We start from the raw sequence: 21,425 nt of genomic DNA on the forward strand, positions 1-21,425 counted from the left end.
AAAGAAAAAACTACACCCTGTCACAGGATGTAGTCATAAACTTTTAACTCATATTCTTCCCTTCTTCAAGTCGTTGCTCAAGCCACCCATGAAGATCACGGAAACCATCGAGAGATAGACGGATGGATTGTTTTTCATTGGATGCATCGATCATTTCTAAACAGACGTTCTGATCATTTTCTGTATACGTGAAAGCAAAACTCTTTGTTTCACCTTGTACCTCTTCCTCCCAATTGCACATATAACTCGTTAGAAATTTAATTTTACTGTTTCTGGTGGGTGCTGGTTTTGGTATTTCATGATTTGATTCATTTACACGTTCTGGAGATGCTTTATATGTTTCAGGTTGTTCCACAGGGCGTGTGCCTTCTTCCTTAGTTTGTGCTTCTGTTTCTCTAACAGAAGCCTCAGTTTCCACTTCTTCAGTTTCCTCTTCCATTGTTTCAACGGTAGCTGCGATCTCTGATTTAACTTCCTCGGTTTCTTTTGAATTGTTAGCTGTTGCTTCTTCGGAAATTTCAGCTTCTACACTCTTCAAATGGGGCTCAGCATATTTTTTGATGATTTCACTCATGTAATCCGGTTTGAAAGGCTTCATCAAATATCCGACTGCTCCTGCATCCAAAGCTTCCTGGATCATATCTTTTTGGTTACTGGCTGAACAAACAAGGATGACTGCTTCAGCGTCAATTTTCAAAATTTCTTTGATGGCTTCAATCCCATTCATTTCAGGCATTGTAAGGTCCATCATGACTACTTGAGGCTGGATGGTTTTATATTTATGTACAGCTTCTTTTCCGTTGACTGCTTCCCCAACTACGGTATGGCCATATTGCTTAAGACAATCTGCTGCCATTTTTCGCATGAAACTGGTATCATCGACGATTAGAAACGTATAAGACATTTGGATTCCCCCTGAATTTTATTCGTGCAGGCTTCAATTGACTGCTTTTAGTACTTCCTCAACTGTTGTTAGACCTTCTCGTGCTTTTGACAAGCCGTCATGCAACATTGTTTTGAACTCATTTTCTTTAACGTACTTCTTGAATTCTTCAATCGGCTTCTTTTGGAGGATCAGTTCGCGAAGTCCATCATCGATCGTCAAGACTTCATGGACCCCGATGAATCCTTTATAACCGGAATTGTTACAAAGTTTACAACCGTCACCTCGAACTACTGCTACTTTAGAGCTTTTATTCGTAGTAACGAAGGAGCGGAAATTACCGATTTTGCTTTTTTCTTTTTGGTCTTCTAAATCTATCAAGTCATGGGCTTCAAAAAGCTTCGACTCTTCATCAGAAGCAGGCATACTCTTTGCACATCTTTTACATACACGCGGTGCGAGACGTTGGGCTACAATACATGAAAGTGAGGAGGCGATCAGATAGGGTTCAATTCCCATATCCAATAACCGCCTGATGGTATAAATCGCATCATATCCGTGAATCGATCCAACAACTAGTCTGCCGGATAAAGCTACCCTTGTTGTAACTTCACCAGTCTCTGAATCGGGAATGTCACTGACCATGACGAGATTCGGGTCCTGATTCATGATTGTCCTCATTCCGTATGGAAACGTGAAGCCTAGAGCTTCATCAACCTGTACTTGCATGATCCCATTTATCCTTCGTTCCACCGGACTTTCTAAAGAAACGATTTTTCGCTTATCGATGTTCATATGGTTCAATATGGCATAGAGTTGAGTTGATTTTCCACTGACTGCAGGTCCTGCAATCAAGACCAAGCCTTTCCCCTTGTCCAACGAATCTTCTAATTTCTGTTTGTTCATATCGGTAAAACCGAAATCTTCCAGTTTGAAAAAGTCTTCCGAATGCTTCAATAAACTTAGGACGACACTTTCACCATCAATAGTAGGAACTGTTGAAACACGAATATCAAAGTCATTGTTATAAAAGTCTTTATGTATGTATCCGCTTTGAGGTAATTTTCGTTCGGATGTATCCATATTTGATATGGTTTTGATTCTTGCAATCACGGCCTCTTGCAACTGTTTTGGAATGATCTTTTGTTTTTCAAGCATCTGGTTGATACGATACCTGACCACAAGGCCCTCTTTATCAGTATCAAGATGGATGTCACTTGCGTTTTGTAGTAATCCATAGTCAATGATATCGGATAATTCTTTCACAGAATCCAATAAACCATAATGATCGATAATCGCCATTTCCAATTCACTCCGTGTAGCCAAACACGGTTGCACCACCATACCAGAAGCCACTTGAACATCTTTGATCACTTCTTGATTCAATGGATCGACCATCGCGACCTTCACTCTTCCATCCTTTTGTTCAATTGGTATCATGCAGTGCTTCCGAGCTACTGATTCATGGATCAGCTGTAAGGTGTTACTGCTCGGGGCAGCTTCATCCATATTGATTACAGGTATGCCGAGTTGAAATTCTAACGCTTCTACTAATTGACGCTCTGTAATCATCTCTTCTTCCACAAGGATTTCACCGATTTTCTTATATGAGTGTTTCTGTAATTGAAGTGATTTTTCCAGTTGTTCTTCTGTTATCAAACCATTCATTATCAAAAGTTCACCGATGCGCATTTGGACCTCCTTAAAATGTAATAGAATCTATCTGCATACTTATAAAACGAAAATTGTGAAATTCCAGCATAAAGCCATCCTGGCAAGAAATTAGTGAGAAAATGCGACTAGTCGGCGTCTACAAAAAAAGACATAAAAAGACAAGTGTTTTTGAGCAGCCCGACGGTCATGCCATTAGTAATGGTTTAGATTCGCGGCTTTGCGTCCCCGACTTTCGAACGGGTTTGCCTTTTATCATTCACTTGTAATTCGTGTTAAAGAGAAAATTTTGTCTAGGAAAAAATACCCTTTTGTTCTTGGTTCAATTATACTTGAAAGAAAGATTTGGAAAAATAGAGCGATATCACTAATTTCCAAAATAGTTTAAAAGAACCATTATTTTAAAATTAAAGGTATTCTGACAATTTAAAGTAGGTCCTATTACATATGAAATTCGGAAATAAGAAAGTCGTCGAACATTGTCAACGGCTTTGTGGTGAATTTCTTTTAATAAAAGGCTGTTTGCGAAAACAGCCAATAAAAAACAGCTTCGGTGGATCGAACCTGTTTTTGTTTGAAACCATTAAATTATTTTTATATGGAAAACTAATATCTATTTGGTATAGCGGTTTGCATAACTCGATGCTACCAGGGATTCTGGTTTGATCTTCGCTTCTATTCCATGCGCTTCTATTCTTGCGACCATTTCTGCTACGAATTCCCTCGTTTTATTACGCTTTCCTTTTCCGATATCCAGGTGTCCTTCCATTGTAAAGCTCGACCCTTTATACACATGTGGTAAAACGATTTGGACCAATTTATTTTTTAATGGTTCATTGAAAAGATATGCAACTTCCTCTGTTAGTGACGTTTCAATTGAAATCTTCTGATGTAAGTTACGGATTGCTTCAGGATATCGTAATTTACGATAGCATGCCCATGCCCCTCTCCCAACTCTTTGAATGACCAATCCTGTAATAAAAATCGTTTCATTTTGATAGACGTGGGAATCTGTTCCGATCATCAGCTTATAGTTACCCATCGGTTCCTTTTTCATGAAGGTTACAATATGACTGAATACCTCATCAAAGGTCAGATGGGAGTATGTCAAGTTTTTAAACGTCATCGGCTGGTCTGCAAAGAAACGCCCATTCATTTGCATCCATCTCCTTTTGTCGTTTTCTTGTCCTATTTAAAATAACCGAACATGACCGATATTATTTATGGCTTATACTATTGTATTCTTTTCTTATTCAAAGAGTGAGGGCATTATGCTTGCCATTATCTTGTTCCCTTTGATTTGCGCTTTTTAAGCCATCCCAAGATTAAAATTAATGGAATGAACAGCAGACTGATTGAGAAATCATACATAGGCCAATATTGCCCGATGGCTTCATTGTAATAAACAAGACTTGGTGAGACCGACAATGAAAGTACAATAAGAACCAACCCCATCGGGAACGTTAATGGGCGGTAGTCTTTCAGCTTGAATAGCTGAGCAAGACCGAGAGCAGATGCGTAAAAATAATAGGTTGATTTGATGAATATTGTGATGAGCCATAAAATCGCGATGATCGCTTCAATCCGTTCTAAGAACTCACCAATACTGATCTTTTTGGCTAAGGCGTAAGTTGGATATTGTTGGTGAGCAACCAATTCTCCTCCGAAAACAAGGACCGAACATAACATCAACAACATTAACAATAAACCTCCAGAGAATTGGCTGATGAACATGGCATTTCGTAATTCTTTCGATTTTTTTATATTAACGTATGGAAAGAACATGAGTAAGACAATCAATGTTTCCATATAAGGAAAAGCGATGAATGTCAAAGAACCTCTAAGCATAGGTTTAATACCATCACCTAGAACAGGTTGGATATTTTCAAAGTTGAATAAAGGAAATAGAAAAATAAAGAATAATACCGCTAGAAAAATAAAATATGGAAAAAGGATTTGGACTGTTCTGATCCAATTCTCAAGACCAAGCCTTGAGCCGTAGATTACAAAAACAATGAATAATGTAGTGATTGCTTCGATTGGGGTGTTAGGTAAAATTTGAGTTGTTAAGAAATCACCCAATTCTCTTAATAGCAAAGCAACTGAAAGAAACGGATAGAAGATGAAGAATAATGCGATGATCCTGCCTAAGAACTTCCCAAATAGAATCTCACTGTATTCCACAAACGTTTGATTTGGAAAAAGTTTACTTACTTGATAAAAAAGCATCACAAGACCCATTCCTACTATCATTGCGAAAATGCCGGAAATCCAGGAATCTTGTTTTGCTTCTACAGCAACGCTTCCAGGCAGAACTAGAATGGAGTCACCTACAGTCACCATGAATATTAGAAGAGCAAATTGTGCAACTGATATTTTCCCTTTTTCGATCATTCTGCACAACTCCTTCTATGACAGCAAATTAAAAATGAACGTATGGACAGGTTTATAAATCACTTCTATTGGATATAAAGGATTTGGTATTTTAACATCTGCCACCTCTAAGATACTCATGATGACACCAATTGACAATAAGCTGAAAAAAGTTCCACGCTCTCTCGAACTTGAATGATCTTTGAGATTTCTATATTCAACGAAATAAATCAAACAAGCTACTAACATGACTCCTAATGTTTTTATTACCATATAGCATTACTCCAATTCATTAACGATCGTATCACCGACTGTACCAATTCGACGGATCTTAAGGTTCACGTCTATGTTTACTTCCAACTCCTTGAAGGTTTCGTCCCAATTCTCCTTCAAGCTTTTCCATTTCCGTGGATGTTGCCGATTCACCACTTCTCCAAAACCGAATATGTCGACAGCGAACTCCTCCTGTACAGTTTGCACAGACTTTTCCATCGAGGAAGTAATAACTTTATTCCATTCTTGTTCTAACTTTAAAATGTTGTCTTGCTTTGTAATATCATATTTACAATTGACTTCGTCAATATTTCCTTCGCCTTTTACAAACACACTGATAACTGGAGTTTCACCCTTAAATTCACTTTTTATATTTGTGGAAGTCCTGATCAGATTCATGCCTATTTTCCCCTCACCAGGACAGTTGATTACTCCATTTGCTTTATTAACGTGATCAGTCAGGTAATTGTATCCTTTGCTTTCTTCTTCATTTAACCAGCCAATTAGTTTATCATCTTGAAAAACGGCTAAATCATCAAAAATAAGATTTCCTATGTCCGTTAGATCTTTTACATTTTGCTCAGTTCCAGCTTTTTCGATGTTTCCAATCAATTCGATCCCAGATAAAACAGGCTGTTTTCCTTTACTAAGCAGGTCACTTTTCAAGATATCGAGGGTGACTGCTTTCGTTGGTGCAAACAATTCTTCTGATTTTAACAATGATTTATACATTTTGTTTGCAGGTGCAGGCTCTGAAGGTGTAAATACCTTCAAAACAGTTTCAGCTTCAGTTTCTTTAGTAACGATAATAAAAAAATCAGTACGGAATTCATGATTTCTAGAGACAAAGTCCAGGACGTATTTCATGCTTTCTTTTGCTAATTCTTCCCCGATGACCAACATACGGATATGTGATAAGTAGATTTCTCTTGGGGATGACCTCAGAATTTTACGTAGGGCTTCTGTCAGTGTCTCCCCTGTTTCTTCATATACGATTACAGGTTTCCTAGACCCTCCTCCACCTGATTGCGTAGATATTTCTTCTGGATTCACCACTTGGACAGAAACTTTGAACTCTTCGCCAGCCATATCTAAACCTAATGCGAGAGTAATCCCTAATTCATCCAACTCTCGTACGTCCCAGCACCCAGGAAGGAATAGAAGGCATATAATCAATAGCAATCCTTGTCGTCGTCTCATGCTTACACCACCATGATTATTTATGAATTTTTTTGGGGCCGATTTGTGCTTTCTCTTTGGTCGTCTTGTGTATTAAGGAATTGTGGGCGATTTTTCATGGACCCCCAAGGTACACGTACTAGTGTGTCCTTTTGATCGCTAATGTTCCCTGGTCCTAATGGTGACATATAAGGAACGCCAAATGATTTAAGGCTGGAAAGATGTAAAGTAAGACCGAATAATCCCATAATGATGCCATATAATCCGAATGTTGCAGCTAGCCCCATCATAAGAAAGCGTAAAACCCTAATGGAGATGGACATAGAAAAAGCAGGTACGACGAAACTCGATATTGCCGTTATCGACACAACAATGATCATAGCTGGTGAAACTAAACCAGCAGTGTATGCAGCTTCACCTAATACAATCGCCCCTACGATAGAAATGGCTGAACCGACAACTCTCGGAAGCCGTGTGCCTGCCTCACGCAATATTTCGAAAGTAAATTCCATCAGTAAAGCTTCGATGAATGCCGGGAATGGGACACCTTCCCTCTGAGCAGCAAGACTAATCAGCAATGTCGTTTGAAACATTTCTTGGTGGAATGTAGTAATTGCAACATAAAGCGACGGTGCTAGTAATGAAATGAAAAAAGCGATAAGACGTAGTAAACGTAATAGTCCAAAATCGGACCGGTTGTAATAATCCTCTGCTGCATGGAAGAACTGGGTGAATACAGCAGGTAAAATCAATACAAAAGGTGTTCCGTCTACTACAATTGCTACTCGACCTTCTAAAAGATTGGCAGCTACCGTATCCGGACGTTCAGAATTGATAATGGTGGGAAAAGGCGTCAAGGTCTTATCCTGGATGAGCTCTTCGATATACCCGCTTTCTAATATGCCATCAATGTTGATGCAATCCAAACGTTTTTTAACTTCTTTTAGAATCGATTCATTTACAAGACCTTTGATATACACAATCGCAACATCCGTTTTTGTCCGTTTACCAATCTTTTTACTTTCGATCCAAAGGTTTTCATCTCTTATTTTTCTTCGGATGAGAGCAGTGTTTGTAATTAGTGTTTCAGTGAAACCTTCCTGTGGACCGCGGACGACAGATTGTGTGACCGGTTCTGAAACATCGCGTGACTTCCACCCTCTTGTCCTTACTGATACTCCAAGGGCATTTCCGTCAATCAGGATGACTGTATCACCAGAGAGGATTTCCTCAAAAACATCCTGAAACGTTGTAATTTCTTCCGCATGCCCTATAGTCAATAAGGTCCGTTTCACCTTCTCTATATCTGTAACCGATTCTTGATTATTTTCTGAGCTTCTGATTAGCATCAAAGATTCTAAAAGCTCTTGTTGTATATGTTTGTCTGACAATCCTTTCGTATAAATGAGGACAGCGGGAACTTTCTTTTGTATCAGAAAATCGTGGATGACAACATCCATGCTGTTTCCTAGCGTTTGTTCGATAAACTTGATGTTGTCTTTCAAGCATCTATAAAGATAATCGGAGTTTTCCGTTTCTTTCTTTTTTTCATATTTCCTTTTTTTATAACCCTTTTGTTTAAAAATATTCATAGACAAAACCCCTTCAATTCATATCGTTTTCAATTAAAGGGGAATGTATGCAAATTTTTCCTGACAAGAGATTAGGGTATTATACTGTTTTATTAGGGGGGATTTCACAGAATCAACAATTCAGAAAAGCTAAAAAAACCTGAAATCATTTGGTACATGATTCAGGTCATTAGATTTAATGGATGGTATAAGGTACCGGTTAATTCTTTTATGGAATTCCTGAGTTCTGAGGGATACGTTGCGATGAAGCATGTTGATGGTCCTGCAGGTTTTTTTAAATTAACATCTGAGTCTATGTGTTCACTTATCTGTACCTCCCATTGGGGATTGATTTGTTTCAATTCGTACAAGATCCCTTTGGAACCTACTGGCCAAACTGAAACACCGTCTAATTGAAGGAGCCTTTTAAAAATAGAAAGAGGAGCAATCTTTTGGCTTTGTTCAATCACTTCAAGTCCAACTAATGGAACCCCAATAACAGCGACTTCGAAGCCATCAAGTAACATACTTTGGGCAGGATTCCCTTTTCCTATTACGACAAGCCCAACGGCTGACTGATCCATAGGAAAATTACTTTCTGTACTGCCGCTGATTGATACATGCTCCATTCCTAACTCTGATAAGCCTTCCCATACTCCTTTTTCAAGGTTTCCCCATTCATCATCACCACAGAAGTTATGTAATAGTACTGATATTGGGGTTCCTCCCGCAGCCATACATTCCATTACGGCCACTCGAAACGAGTAATAGGAGACGATATCATAACCAACCTTTACTGCATCCATGTCTTTTTCGCCTATCGCTCCACTATTATCACTTGTGATGATCAGCTTTTCATCTTTATCAAAAGGGATAATGATTGCGTTTCTCATCGTTCTATCTCCTGCCCCTTAGCCTTAACTGAGTAGGATTGTATACGAGGTACAAGGAGAAATGTAATCGCTATATTGAGGACTGATCCGATTAGCAAGGAAGGAACAATGGATGCATAAAATGGCTCACCCATTAGGAACATGAATGGTAATGGAGCAATAAGTGCATTCCCCATTATAAAAATGAGTGCACTCAACACCTTGTTTCCATTCTGATAAAGTTTTGAAAAGAGAAGCACTAGTATTGCCATTTCCAGAGCGATCATGATATGAAAAGGACCTAACGGCATTCCGCCAAATAATGCCGAAAAGAGATGCCCTAAACAAGCAACGATTGCCCCAGTCCGACCACCAATCAAAACAGCAGCAACTAAAGCCGGAAAAGCATCAAGAGCGATACTTCCAATGATTGCTGGTACTTTAATCGCAGCCCCAGCAACGGATAGGGCTGTGAATAATGCTATTAAACTAAGTTTCTTGCTGGTCATGTTTCGTCACTCTTGCGCTTCCCTTTTTTAAAGACCTTCGCACTTCGAAGGTACTCTACGTCATTGACATTCAAGCGGAAGTTGATGACTCGTCCAAGTGCAAAAAAGTAATCTGACAACCTGTTCAAGAATTGCAACGGTATACTTGGAACCTCTTGTTCTGTTTTCATCAAACGTACAACCAATCTTTCTGCTCTTCTTGTCACTGTACGTGCAATATGAATTGTTGCGGCAGGTTTTGAACCGCCGGGTAGGATGAAACGTTCCAATTCAGGAGCTTCTTCAATGAATGAATCGATTTTCTCTTCAAGGTATGTGATCGCACCCTTTGTAAGTTTGAGTTCCCTCTTTTTTGAAACGGTTGACAAGTCACCACCGCAGTCAAACAATTCATGCTGGATTTTTTCAAGGTCTTCCAGAACATCTTGAAATACAGCTGGATCTAATTCTGTCATCGCTTGTCCAACAAAACAATTCACTTCATCAACTGTCCCGTAGGCTTCTACTCTGACATCGTCCTTATCGACTCTTCCTCCAATCAGACTTGTTTGACCTTTATCACCTGTTCGTGTATAAATTCTCATCTTCCAACTCTCCTCCTATTTGATTCGTTGATGGATGCCATACCAGATCAGATCGACTCGATCAGCTTTTGTAGCCGTATCTTGATAACACCAACCTGTTACATCCCGCCATGTCCGCACACTTATTTCTAAAGGGACGATTCCTTTAGAAATATCCGTTCCGATCAGAATGACTCTGTTTTTCTGATTTTCATTTTCCCATCTCTGCCATTGAATTAATTTTCTATTCCAGCTACTTCTGGTTTCATCGATATCCCTTTGCAAAATCATTTCTTTGATCCAAAGTTCAACCCCCTCAAGAATCAGCAGTTGAGACCTGATTTGTATTGGATCTTCCAGCAGATTTTTGCCCTCATACGCTGAAACCCAATGGAAATTATCAATAGTGGGAAGGTCGTACAGATTTTTCACCCATGCCCTTTTGCCATTATAGGCACCTCCCGTAACAAAGTGCATCGCTCTCCCCTCCTCAATGCTTCTTTTTCGAAAATAAGCTGTAATCCAATTCCATGTGGTACAGTCCACTCCCAGAACTCTTTCCCAATCGGAGCAAATTCACGCAATAACAGTCTGATCACGCCTCCATGTGTTACGACAGCAGCACGTGAACAATTGGCATCAAACATTCGATTTACAATCTTGTTCCAACCCGTTTGAACCCGACATTGAAAGTTTGAAAAAAGTTCGCCATCAGGTGGTGAATGTGTAAACGGATCAGATAACCATCTTTGGTAGTCACTGAGATCTTTCAGTTGTGGATAGGTTTTCTTTTCCCACTTTCCGAAGTTCATCTCGCGAAATTCAGATAGATATATCGGATCTTTGGTTGGAAAGAGAAGTTTTGATGTATGAATACAACGCCTCAAATCACTTGAGAAATAAAGATCGTAGGACTGTATTATTGGTCGTATGGACAATGCTTCCTCTATCGATAAAGGTGAATCGGACCAGCCGAGATAAGCCCTCCGTTTGTTTTCTTCGGTTATACCATGACGGAATAATGCAACAACCAGATTGTCATCCATAACATCAATTCAACTCCTTCAACCGATCCTCCTAGCACATCACCAGTAATGCCGCCAAACCATTTGACTGTTTTTGAACGTAGGAAAATGAAACAAATCACGACAACGATGAACATGATCAAAATAGGAAAAAACGTCCTAAAATCAATCAACGCAACGAGCCCGGTGAGCCCTATCCAAAAGACTAAATAAACCAAACGTATTGAAGAGTCTCCAGCTTTTCGAAAATGGTAAGCAAGTCCCTCTTCTTTGGCTAGTGGTACTGTCATAAGAAGCAGCCCCATTATCCCTTTACTTAAAAAAGGTAGAATGATGATCAATAGATAAGATGTAAATGTAATTCCAGATACGATTTCATAAATGAACAAAAATTTTGCGCTTAATAATACAATGACTGAAAGTACTCCGAATGCACCGGTGCGCGGATCCTTCATGATCTCCAGCCGTTTCTCGATACTGGAATAGGAAAAATAAGCGTCGCTCGTGTCCATCCAGCCATCAAGATGGATCCCGCCCGTCAAAAGGATCATTACAAACCAGATTATGAATGCAATTGCAAGATTTGAAAACGGTGTCCATTGAAGGAGAAAATAGACAGTTAAAGCATATATAAAACCTTGAAACAACCCTAACAACGGGAAGGTTTTTACTGCTTTTTTCAAGTGGTCATCATCAATACTTATTTCCACAGGTATGGGAATCATCGTAAAGAATTGAAAATTGATAATAAAACCATACAAATACTTCATTTATTGCTCTCCGCTTCAAAGATGATTGCTTTCAAAAGAGTCCAGTCAAGGTTCTTTTTTAGTCGTTCGGCAAGGGAATCAAACCGTTCTTCCTTCAGATGAGCAGCATAGATAGGTGATCTATTCTTTAATCCTTTATGTTCACGTATCTGGTTCAACCATTCATTTCTCCAATCATCATTATGGAACAAATGATGAAGATAGGTTCCGATAATGGTTCCATTTTCATTGCAGAACCCCTCCATTCGGCCATTTTCAAGTTCAATGAAATTTTGTTTTGATTCAGCGTGTGTTGTCTTTCCTAAGTGGATCTCATAACCTTCAACCAATAGTGAACCTCTTTTGTTACAGGAGAGTATCGACCCTATTACTCTTTTCGTGTCTTTGACCGGATGAAAAACAGTTTGAGCAGAAATAAGTCCCAATCCTTCTACTTTTTTGCCAATGACCCCAGTATCCGATCCAGCTTCATCAATAATGAAATTGCCAAGCATCTGAAAACCACCACAAATCCCAATCAGAAACCCGCCTGTTTGGGTAAAATCTTTTATTTGACGATCGAGATCAACGGACTTCAAGTAATCTAAGTCATTAATTGTGCTTTTCGTTCCAGGAATGATGACGGCGTCGGGATTTCCGAACTCATCCCCATGTTTGACCCAACGGATAGACACATCCGGTTCATAAGCGAACGGTTCGATGTCGCTGTAATTTGAGACATAAGGTAAGTGCAAGACGACCAAATCGATTTCTCTGTTTTGGGATTTGGGTAGTTGATTCTGTAACGATAAGGAGTCTTCACTTTCAATCCCATGATGGTCGATATAGGGAATGACACCTAGAACAGGGACCCCTGTCTTTTCTTCAAGCCATTGAATCCCATCATTGAATAAACGGATATCTCCTCGGAACTTATTGATGATCAATCCACAGACCCTCTCCCGTTCTTCTGGTGCCAGTAACTCAAGCGTCCCAACTATACTTGCGAATATTCCACCTCGATCGATGTCCGCGATCAGCACGACTGGCACATCAGCCATTTCAGCCACTTTCATGTTTACGAGATCACGGGATTTCAAATTGATTTCAACCGGACTGCCTGCCCCTTCAATGACTAGGACATCATATTGTTGCTCCAAATACTCAAGGGCAGATTGAACCACTTCTATCCCTTTGTCATAAAACTGATCCCGATATCCTTTTCCAGACATCGTTTCGAGCGATTTTCCAAGAAGGATGATTTCAGAATGCTGATCAGATCGCGGCTTCAATAATATTGGATTCATCCAAACAGATGCTTCCGTCCTTGCAGCTTCAGCCTGAATTCCTTGAGCACGCCCTATTTCTTCTCCATGAATGGTGACATAAGAATTATTAGACATGTTTTGTGATTTGAAGGGTGCTACCTTCCACCCTTCATTTGCAAACAAACGACAAATAGCTGTGGTCAACAAACTCTTGCCTACATCAGAAGCTGTCCCTTGAACCATGATTCCTTTCATCTGCTCCTCCTTTCATCAAAACCGGAACACCAGATTCGACTAAAAACGCTTGATCCGACTGTTTCACGATTTCTTGGTGCAAACGTCCTAACATTTTTTTATATGAAAGAACAAGCTCGTTCGCCTGAAGTGGTTCATTTAAGATTTCATTACTGACAACGATCAGCGATTGGCAGTTTTTCCTTAACCGTCCGATTCCACTTAAAATGGAACCCATCATCCTGTTATTTTGAGCAGTTTCATCACCGAAAAGTTCATTATTCAATAGCGTCGTCAAACAATCGAGTAGCAAGATGTCTTTGTTCGTAAAGTTTTCAGTAAGCAGACCAATATTTTTGGACTGCTCCCAAGTTTTCCAGTTCTGGTTACATTGATGTCTTTGTTGTTTATGCTTTTCAATCCGCAGTTTCATCTCTGTGTCTGAAGGCAAACCTGTTGCAATGTAATGAAGGTTTCCACCCTTGGAAATCGCTTTTTCCATAGCCATCTTCTCGGCAAAACTGCTTTTACCGCTTCGGACACCACCCGTTATAAATATCATGTGTGAGGTTGTTTCCATTTTTTTAACACCTTGACCAACTCATTATTTTCACCTGAAGATTTGATGGCAAAACGAAGCCAATTTCCATCCAAACCTGAGAAATTGAACGTATGCCTTGGGACAATCCCTTGTTCGAGAAAATGCCGAAATAACGGTAGTTGATCTTCACAATCAGGATCTCGAAAAAGATAAAAGTTAACCTCTGAAGGAGAGAATTGGTACCCTTCTTTACTGAAAAACGCAAATAGTTTTTGACGTTCTTCACTTATATATCTTCTTGTTTCCTGTAAAAAGTCAGTGTTTTGTATACAAACCTCACCCGCAGCAAGCGCTAGTGAATTTATACCCCAATGTGTTTGGAACCTCTCAGCTCGACGTATGATTTCAGGAGGAGCCACCATATAACCTAATCTCAGTCCTGGAACAGCGTACATTTTCGTCATCGAACGAATGATGGTCAGGTTTTCGAATTCCTCGACATATGGGATGAACGTCCGGTAATCATCCAACATGTCATAAAAGGCTTCATCCAAGATGACTTGGCATTGTGCTTCTTTGCAAGCTTTTATCAATGCCAAAACCATTTCAAACCGATACTGTACGCCGGTCGGATTGTTTGGATGACATAGAAAAAGTGCATCAGCTTTCTTAATTTTGTGTAAAAGTTTACCGATATCCAATGTCCAAAAAGGTTCCTCGAGCTGATGATAGCTGATGTTGCATTCATTTACGCGGCAGCTCTTTTCATATTCTGAGAACGCAGGCTGGACAATAAGTACATTTTTACCCGCCAAAAGCCTTGAAACGAGACTGATCACCTCGGCACCACCGTTTCCGATCAGAATGGACTGCGGATCGACTTGTTCAATTTCAGCAATGCTCCTTCTTAGAGAAGTTGCATGTGGATCAGGATAATCTATGATTCTATGAAACATATCCATCCATTGTTCCTTCAATTCAGAAGGCGGTCCCAACGGATTGATGTTTGCACTGAAATCAATGATCTCCTCTGGCATTGGGATATCGATTGCTTCGTATAAATATTTAGGATTAGAACCATGAGGTGGCCAGTTCATACAACATCCCTCCTATCCATAACAAGCATAGAAATCCTGTTACGGTGTTTTGCATGATTGAATTCGCCTGTTTGATATGATTACTTCCCAAGGGCACAATAGGATCTCCCATCACTGATCGTTTAGAAATGACCCCGTCATAATAGTTTATTCCGCCAAGTTGAACACCTAGCAAAGCAGCAACGGCTGCCTCACCCCATCCACTGTTCGGACTTGGATGTTTTTTCGCATCACGTTTCCAAATCCTCAAGGCGTTTTTCCTATTGAGGTGTGTCGGTTTGTTGCAAATCATCATTACCAATCCAGTTAATCGACTGGGAATCCAATTGACGATATCATCCATTTTTGCTGAACACCATCCGAATTGATGATATCTTTCATTGCGGTATCCGACCATCGAGTCACAGGTATTTATCGCCCTATAGACCATTGCGATTGGTGCTCCGCCAACCATGGACCAGAACATAGGAGCTGTTATTCCATCACTTGTATTTTCAGCAACTGTTTCCACCACACCACGGGTGATTTCACCTTCATCCAATTTCTCGGTATCACGTCCGACAATGTAGGAAAGTTCCTTCCGAGCCTTGCTTAGATCTGCTTGTTTTAAAGGTTGATAGACATTCATTGCAGCTTGTTTCAAACTCTTGCGGGCTATTGTAGTCGAGATGATGATCCCCTCTGCCAGTATGCCTATATAAGGATGCACTTGATAAGAAAACCATACGATCAAGGTTGTAATTGACCCGACAAGTAATACAACAAAAAGGATCATGAAGACTCCTTTTTGTAATCGGAAACGACCTTTGTTCAATTTTGTGTCTAGAAAGGCTATCAATCTACCCATCCATCGGACTGGATGAGGCCAATTAGGCGGATCACCGATCAATGCATCAATAACGAATGCGAGTGTAATCGCGCACAAATGAAACAGGATCATTTCCGTTTCCTTTTTTCATAGTTTAGAATCGCTTCGGTCGTACATTCGTACACTGCTTTTCCGATCAGTTTTCCGAGAGGTGTGATTGATCCAGCAAAACCGAGCTTTTCCCCAGATTGTGTAGCAGCAATCATGACGCTGTCAGTTGACGTCCCAGTCGCAAATGTACCATTCGCTTCATCTTTTATCTCTTGATCATGCAAAACCTTGACTTTAGCTTCTGTCGCTGTCATCACACTTTGGATGAATGCCTCTTCTGTCATATTTCCATTGACGAATATCCAAGTATTGATCGTTCCGGGTTGCATCTCAAAATCGTGAAGTATACTTTTTGAAGCATCAATTGCATTTCCTACTCCGGCAGTGACGATGACAAAGATGGAAAAACCATCTCCTTCATACGAGTGGAACGCTGCGTCTTTCAGGTGAACTGCGGTCATCATGCCAACAGAATCAGAGGGTTCAAACCCATGTTCTTTTAGATATTCAGCCATTTCTTGTTTGTGGTCACTGCAATTATAGTCAAGATCGACATGTCTATTGATGAATGTTTGGTGCCAACCTGTTCCTGAGCCGATTACACCTGATGACATCGTCCGTAACGGCACTGGTGCTTGTAGTACGATCCGTTCATCGGACACTGTCAAATTCATTGAGTCGATCTGGATTTCAGTTGGTTTCTTGGTCAACATTTTCGGCAGCAATACCATTTGTGGTGCGGGTACCTTCGGATGTGGCTGCTTTTCGATCGTGGTTTGATAAACGGTTTCGATCCGCTCTTCTCGTAAGACTTCATTCGGGGTTTGTTGGATATTGATTGATCCTTTATCCAATAGTAATAACCGATCACAATATAATCCCGCAAGGTTCAGGTCATGGAAAATCGAGATGACCGTCAGCCCACGTTCCTTCGTCCATTGCTTCAACAGGTCCAACAGCTCTTTTTGAAACGAAAGATCCAAATGGTTCGTTGGTTCGTCCAACAACAAGATATCGGGTTCCTGTGCCAATGCTTGAGCTAAAAATACGCGTTGGCGTTCCCCACCTGATAAAGACTGGATATTTTTATTCTGAAAGGCTGTTACCCCCGTTTGATTCATCACTTTGTTGACAATGATTTCATCTTGCTGGCTCCACGATTGGAACCAACCTTTTTGATGTGCATATCGCCCGAGGGAAACCGTTTCTCTTACGGTATAAGAAAAACCCTGGTCAGAGTGTTGCGGAAGGACAGCAACAACCTTTGCCAACTCCTTGGATGGAAAGCTTTCAAGCGGTTTATCATTGATGAAGACTTGCCCTTTTTGACATGTCAAAATTCCACTGATCATCTTGAGTAAGGTCGTTTTGCCACTGCCATTCGGTCCTAAGACACCGAACATTTCTCCCTTTTCCACCTTAAAGGTTATTTCTTTTAAAATCGGTGCATCGCCATAACCACCAGATAGGTTTTCTACGCTTAGCATTTAACCACTTCTTTCCGTCTTACGTTTGATTAAGATCAGTCCAAATACCGGTGCTCCGACTAGAGCTGTAATGACACCAATCGGAAGCTCTGTCGGCGAAATCACTGTTCTTGCAACTAGATCTGCAAGAATCAGGAACCCACTTCCGGTTAATATGGATAAGGGTAATAAGTGCTTATGATCAGGTCCCCATAACAACCTGGTCAAATGCGGAATTACCAATCCGACGAACCCGATCGTTCCAGAAACTGCCACAGCTGCTCCTGTCAATATCGAACCAGCTGTCAAAATGACCATTTTCCTACGATGGACATTTACACCGAGATGATGGGCTCTTTCTTCCCCGAAAGACATCGCATTCAATTCATTTGCGTTTATAAGGAGAATAGCAGAACCGATGGCGAAGAACGGTAAAATGATTTTGATGTATTCCCATCCTCTCATCGAAACGCTTCCTAAAAGCCAGCCAATGATTTGTCTCAATTCATCTCCCGTCAATGCAATCATTAGGGAAATGACAGCTCCAAGAAAAGAACTGAAAATGATACCGGTTAAAATGATTGTCTCCACTCTCATTGAACGTTCAATTTTCCGTGCAAAACTGATGACGAGAAAAATCGTGATGAAGGAAAATAGGATGCTCAATAAAGGAAGTGTAAAGGATCCCACAACTGGTATCGACAATTGGAAAAAAAGTGTGATGACTGCCCCTACAGACGCTCCCGAAGATACCCCTAACGTATAAGGATCTGCTAAAGGATTCCTCAATAGACCTTGGAATGCTGCTCCGGCAATCGCGAGAGCAGCACCAACAATACCAGCAAGAATGACTCTTGGAAGTCTGATGTTCATGACAATGCTTGTGTACATCGAGTCGATATGATCGATGGATGTGAACGGAAAAATTTCATGACCTGCGATTTGGATGATTGCTAACGCAGGCACAGAAACAGTACCGACTGATATACCTAAAATGATAGCTATGAACAGAAAAGCGAAAGCCGAAAGGTAAGCTAGTATTCTATTATTCTGTAAATGTTTCTGGATAAACCGCCTTTGCAAGTTCCTCTACTCCTTCAACAAGCCGTGGACCAGAGCGTGTTACAAGATCTGAATGGACGTCATAGACTTGTTTCTCTTTTATAGCTGTAACATCTTTCCATCCTTCTCTGGAGAAGACTTGTTCTTCTGCATTTTCAGTATAATATCCATAGGTTGTGATGATGACATCAGGGTTTTTCTCAACAACTGCTTCTTGATCGATCTTCGCCCAACCGTCCAAATCAGCGGCTGCATTTTCAGCATTGATGATCGTCAACATTTCATTCATGAAAGTATTTTTCCCAGGTGTGTAGATTTCGGGTGCGGGTGAAACTTCGATGAATACTGATTTTTTCTCAGATATTTCTTGTGTTTTCGTTTTGATTGCATCGATTTCTTCTTTCATTTCACTTACAATTTGATCAGCTTCTTTTTGTTTACCAGTTGACTTTCCAATCATTTCGATAGACTCATAGACCTGTTCGAAGTTTTGTGCGTCGTTAACAACAAGAACCTGAATACCAGCATCTTTCAACTGTTTGAATCCTTCAGTCGAGTTGTGTGCACTGGACGCATGGGCAAGTACAAGATCAGGCTTCAGGGAAATGATCTTCTCGATATTCAGTTCTTGTCCGCCAACTTTTTCTTTACTGTTTGCTTCCTCAGGGTAATTATCAAAGTCTGAAACACCGACGATATTTTCACCAAGTCCTAAGTCAAAAGCTATTTCTGTATTGCTTGGAATGAGTGATACGATTTTTTCAGGCTGTTCTTCTATGACAATTTCTTCATCAAGCGCATCCTTTATAGTAATTGGAAAGGAATCACCTTGATTGCTTTCAGAGCTTTCTTGGTTGGATGTATTTTCGTCAGCTGGTGGTTGATCTCCGCCACATCCAGCGATCAATCCGATCGACATTAATAACGTAAATACAAATAAGATCAATTTTTTCATTACATGAAGCCTCCTGTTTGTTGTGTTTGCATAAAAAAACATCTTCATAAGTGATATGAAGATGCTGTTAGATTCGAATCAGTTGATAGAATGATCGAACTTCGTAACACACCCCCTATCCGCGTAGGTTTTGTCAGTGGTTTCAGTGTTGGCAGGTCTCCTGGCTCATGGTCATCGTCCGCTGCGCCTTCCCGTAGTTTATTTTCTACAGTGGCTTAATGCAGCTGACTCCCAATTACAGTGGCGGGACCGCGTTGGATTCTAACCAACTTCCCTATTAAGTCTTTGAAAAAAAGACACCAACTCTGTAAAACTATGAAATTTTCCGCTATGTTTGATTATACACTACATTTATAATCAATAGGCAAGACTTTTCAGAAAAGTTTTTGTTATAAAGGCATTGTTTCATTAAATCGAAGTGATGATAGCTTATTTGAGAGAAAGCTCTGTTAGATTTATAGTTTAGTTTTTATTGTTGATTTCTGCGAAACTTCACTGTCGGATAACCTTTAACGGACACAGGAGACCTTATTTGACCAAATCACTATGATTTTACAAAACTAACGGACATGAGAGACCTTATTTCGTAATTATCGGGAAAATCAGCTGTTTTGTTCACAAATAACGTCTCTGGTGTCCGTTATAAATTCTGAAAGACCGTTTTTGTCACAAATAACGTCTCTGAAGTCCGTTAATTTATGAAATTAAGTAATTCACGCTATTTAAACAGCGAATCATCTGTGGGTTCTCGCCTCACTCAGTTTTCCAAGAGGGTCGCGAAATTCAATAAAAAAGCCCCACTAAGGGAGCTTTTAAACTTCTGGTGTAGGGGTCGGTTTAGCGTACCCGTCCTTATATTGTTCATCGATCATGTTTCGGATTTCTTTTACTGATTTCCCATCTTTGTATTCAAGCATCGACTTCACCGCGGTATCCAGGCATGCTTTACATCTTGTTGCATGATCATCCCATACGAGTGAGCCATCCGTTTTATTTTCATGTATGAAGCAATCATAGTTGTTCTTATGGTTTGCTGACTCACCGCAACCGCAATAGCAAGGAATCTTTTCAAGGAGATCCTGATGCATTGCTGCTGCTCTGTAAATATTCTGCATATCTTCAGATTTATCATTTAAAAATGTCGGGATAGCTTCTGTGGACGCCGTTTTTTCACGCAAGTCACCATTTGCTAATTGATGCACTTCACCATGAGACTCTTGAGATTCATTATGCTCATCATTGGAACATGCACCCACAAGCGAAATACTAAGGATAAATACCAAGAATAAACTACTTAATTTTTTCATTTCTATTGTTCACTCCATTGTGTATTTTCCTATCTATCATAACACTATCTACTGCATGTGGTGTAATGGAAATGTATTAGAATTGTGACAGTCCTTTTGTCAGACTATAGTTTGAGTATAGTTACTGCTTATGAAGGAAGGTAGATAGACAATTTTTCGATATACTAGCACAAAGCCATGTTTAGGAGGATTACATGTTATTTCATTATCATTACTGGACGCCAAATTTAGAACAAATGGAAAATCATTATCTGAAACTAGGATTTCGGGTCCATCAACGAAATGGAAAATTGAATGGTAAATTCGATTCATTCAATCCCCCGTTGACCTGGGAAGATTTCAAGGATAAGGGTATTCTATTCAGGATCATCGAAATGAAAAAAGGAAATGTGAATGTTACATTCGGATATGGAAAACGGAGCACCTTTGACCATATTGGATTTTTGGTTACAGAAGATGAACATGATCAACTATGTCAGCAAGCCGATATCATGGAGTGGACAGTGAAAACTGGGGAAAGACGTACGTTCATATCTACACCCTATGACTTTTCCATAGAACTTCAAACCCATCGTGACGTCATTGACGCACAGGAAGATACTTCTACAATTGATAAAATGAAAATTGTTTGTGCACAAGCTGGTCTCGAAAACGATTTAAAGCGTCTTTTCAATAAAAAAATCGACCCGATTGAAGCGATAATTGGTAACAGGACAGAAATTTTAGAAATACACATCAGCAATATTGGACTCGAACAATCAGAAGACCCTTGCGGAGTCCTTTTGAAAACGATTTAATAACATAGGTGGTGATCGAGCAATTTGTAGGGAACTTGAGCAATTTTGGTGTAATCTTGAGCAATTTAGTAAATTAGACCTAATCTGCCTCAGGTAGATGTAATGCGAAGT

The 21,425-nt window shown here is 40.0% G+C and carries 22 protein-coding genes and 2 riboswitches; of the genes, 1 reads left to right on the forward strand and 21 read right to left on the reverse strand.

The genetic code is table 11. The features are described from left to right. Nucleotides 1–43: 43 nt before the first annotated feature. From ACTWQL_RS06175 to ACTWQL_RS06275, 21 genes are all read right to left on the reverse strand, one after another. The gene (locus tag ACTWQL_RS06175) at nt 44–904 is read right to left on the reverse strand and encodes a response regulator (RefSeq protein ID WP_443141580.1); all 861 of its coding nucleotides are present in this window, start codon (nt 902–904) and stop codon (nt 44–46) included. A 33-nt stretch (nt 905–937) separates the two neighbouring features. Beyond that, the gene (locus ACTWQL_RS06180) at nt 938–2,575 is read right to left on the reverse strand and encodes a GspE/PulE family protein (protein ID WP_443141581.1); all 1,638 of its coding nucleotides are present in this window, start codon (nt 2,573–2,575) and stop codon (nt 938–940) included. A 150-nt stretch (nt 2,576–2,725) separates the two neighbouring features. Then, nucleotides 2,726–2,814: riboswitch (cyclic di-GMP riboswitch) on the reverse strand. A 353-nt stretch (nt 2,815–3,167) separates the two neighbouring features. Further along, the gene (locus tag ACTWQL_RS06185) at nt 3,168–3,710 is read right to left on the reverse strand and encodes a ribonuclease H-like YkuK family protein (RefSeq protein ID WP_443141582.1); all 543 of its coding nucleotides are present in this window, start codon (nt 3,708–3,710) and stop codon (nt 3,168–3,170) included. A gap of 125 nt (nt 3,711–3,835) precedes the next feature. Further along, nucleotides 3,836–4,948 carry a GerAB/ArcD/ProY family transporter gene (locus tag ACTWQL_RS06190; protein ID WP_443141583.1) on the reverse strand — a complete coding sequence of 371 codons (1,113 nt, stop codon included), beginning with the start codon at nt 4,946–4,948 and terminating at the stop codon, nt 3,836–3,838. A 15-nt stretch (nt 4,949–4,963) separates the two neighbouring features. Beyond that, on the reverse strand, nt 4,964–5,200 hold the full coding sequence (locus ACTWQL_RS06195) for a hypothetical protein (RefSeq protein ID WP_443141584.1): 237 nt from the start codon (nt 5,198–5,200) through the stop codon (nt 4,964–4,966). 6 nt (nt 5,201–5,206) lie between these two features. Continuing rightward, complete coding sequence (locus tag ACTWQL_RS06200) at nt 5,207–6,400, reverse strand: Ger(x)C family spore germination protein (RefSeq protein ID WP_443141585.1); 1,194 nt, start codon at nt 6,398–6,400, stop codon at nt 5,207–5,209. A 20-nt stretch (nt 6,401–6,420) separates the two neighbouring features. Next, nucleotides 6,421–7,971: a spore germination protein gene (locus ACTWQL_RS06205; RefSeq protein ID WP_443141586.1), complete on the reverse strand. Its 1,551-nt coding sequence runs from the start codon at nt 7,969–7,971 to the stop codon at nt 6,421–6,423. Between the two features lie 161 nt (nt 7,972–8,132). Further along, nucleotides 8,133–8,843 carry an ATP-binding protein gene (locus ACTWQL_RS06210; protein WP_443141587.1) on the reverse strand — a complete coding sequence of 237 codons (711 nt, stop codon included), beginning with the start codon at nt 8,841–8,843 and terminating at the stop codon, nt 8,133–8,135. Then, entirely contained in the window at nt 8,840–9,331 is a 492-nt protein-coding gene (locus tag ACTWQL_RS06215) for an ECF transporter S component (RefSeq protein WP_443141588.1), read from the reverse strand. Before ACTWQL_RS06215 ends, ACTWQL_RS06210 begins: the two co-directional genes overlap by 4 nt. Then, nucleotides 9,328–9,915: a cob(I)yrinic acid a,c-diamide adenosyltransferase gene (locus tag ACTWQL_RS06220; protein WP_443141589.1), complete on the reverse strand. Its 588-nt coding sequence runs from the start codon at nt 9,913–9,915 to the stop codon at nt 9,328–9,330. Before ACTWQL_RS06220 ends, ACTWQL_RS06215 begins: the two co-directional genes overlap by 4 nt. A 15-nt stretch (nt 9,916–9,930) precedes the next feature. Further along, entirely contained in the window at nt 9,931–10,371 is a 441-nt protein-coding gene (locus ACTWQL_RS06225) for a bifunctional adenosylcobinamide kinase/adenosylcobinamide-phosphate guanylyltransferase (RefSeq protein ID WP_443141590.1), read from the reverse strand. After that, nucleotides 10,323–10,940: a histidine phosphatase family protein gene (locus ACTWQL_RS06230; protein WP_443141591.1), complete on the reverse strand. Its 618-nt coding sequence runs from the start codon at nt 10,938–10,940 to the stop codon at nt 10,323–10,325. The genes ACTWQL_RS06225 and ACTWQL_RS06230 overlap by 49 nt, the downstream gene beginning before the upstream one ends. Further along, a complete protein-coding gene (cobS, locus tag ACTWQL_RS06235) occupies nt 10,898–11,689 on the reverse strand; it encodes an adenosylcobinamide-GDP ribazoletransferase (protein WP_443141592.1) in 792 nt (263 codons plus the stop codon). Before cobS ends, ACTWQL_RS06230 begins: the two co-directional genes overlap by 43 nt. Next, nucleotides 11,686–13,191, reverse strand: a complete 1,506-nt coding sequence (locus ACTWQL_RS06240) for a cobyric acid synthase (protein ID WP_443141593.1) — start codon at nt 13,189–13,191, stop codon at nt 11,686–11,688. Before ACTWQL_RS06240 ends, cobS begins: the two co-directional genes overlap by 4 nt. After that, complete coding sequence (locus ACTWQL_RS06245; protein WP_443141594.1) at nt 13,157–13,750, reverse strand: bifunctional adenosylcobinamide kinase/adenosylcobinamide-phosphate guanylyltransferase; 594 nt, start codon at nt 13,748–13,750, stop codon at nt 13,157–13,159. Before ACTWQL_RS06245 ends, ACTWQL_RS06240 begins: the two co-directional genes overlap by 35 nt. Further along, on the reverse strand, nt 13,729–14,808 hold the full coding sequence (gene cobD / locus ACTWQL_RS06250) for a threonine-phosphate decarboxylase CobD (RefSeq protein WP_443141595.1): 1,080 nt from the start codon (nt 14,806–14,808) through the stop codon (nt 13,729–13,731). Before cobD ends, ACTWQL_RS06245 begins: the two co-directional genes overlap by 22 nt. Then, nucleotides 14,783–15,748, reverse strand: a complete 966-nt coding sequence (gene cbiB, locus ACTWQL_RS06255; RefSeq protein WP_443141596.1) for an adenosylcobinamide-phosphate synthase CbiB — start codon at nt 15,746–15,748, stop codon at nt 14,783–14,785. Before cbiB ends, cobD begins: the two co-directional genes overlap by 26 nt. Next, nucleotides 15,745–17,214 (reverse strand): heme ABC transporter ATP-binding protein, encoded by a 1,470-nt coding sequence (locus ACTWQL_RS06260; RefSeq protein ID WP_443141597.1) that lies wholly within the window; start codon nt 17,212–17,214, stop codon nt 15,745–15,747. Before ACTWQL_RS06260 ends, cbiB begins: the two co-directional genes overlap by 4 nt. Continuing rightward, entirely contained in the window at nt 17,215–18,276 is a 1,062-nt protein-coding gene (locus ACTWQL_RS06265) for a FecCD family ABC transporter permease (RefSeq protein WP_443141598.1), read from the reverse strand. After that, complete coding sequence (locus ACTWQL_RS06270) at nt 18,239–19,210, reverse strand: ABC transporter substrate-binding protein (protein ID WP_443141599.1); 972 nt, start codon at nt 19,208–19,210, stop codon at nt 18,239–18,241. The genes ACTWQL_RS06265 and ACTWQL_RS06270 overlap by 38 nt, the downstream gene beginning before the upstream one ends. Before the next feature lie 133 nt (nt 19,211–19,343). Then, nucleotides 19,344–19,529: riboswitch (cobalamin riboswitch) on the reverse strand. 493 nt (nt 19,530–20,022) lie between these two features. After that, nucleotides 20,023–20,517: a PCYCGC motif-containing (lipo)protein gene (locus ACTWQL_RS06275; RefSeq protein ID WP_443141600.1), complete on the reverse strand. Its 495-nt coding sequence runs from the start codon at nt 20,515–20,517 to the stop codon at nt 20,023–20,025. A gap of 194 nt (nt 20,518–20,711) precedes the next feature. Here ACTWQL_RS06275 and ACTWQL_RS06280 point away from each other — a divergent pair, with 194 nt between their 5' ends. Beyond that, nucleotides 20,712–21,314: a hypothetical protein gene (locus ACTWQL_RS06280; RefSeq protein ID WP_443141601.1), complete on the forward strand. Its 603-nt coding sequence runs from the start codon at nt 20,712–20,714 to the stop codon at nt 21,312–21,314. Nucleotides 21,315–21,425 lie beyond the last annotated feature (111 nt).

The organism is Pseudalkalibacillus sp. R45 (assembly GCF_052246725.1).
In the GTDB taxonomy this organism is placed as follows: Bacteria; Bacillota; Bacilli; order Bacillales; family Fictibacillaceae; genus Pseudalkalibacillus.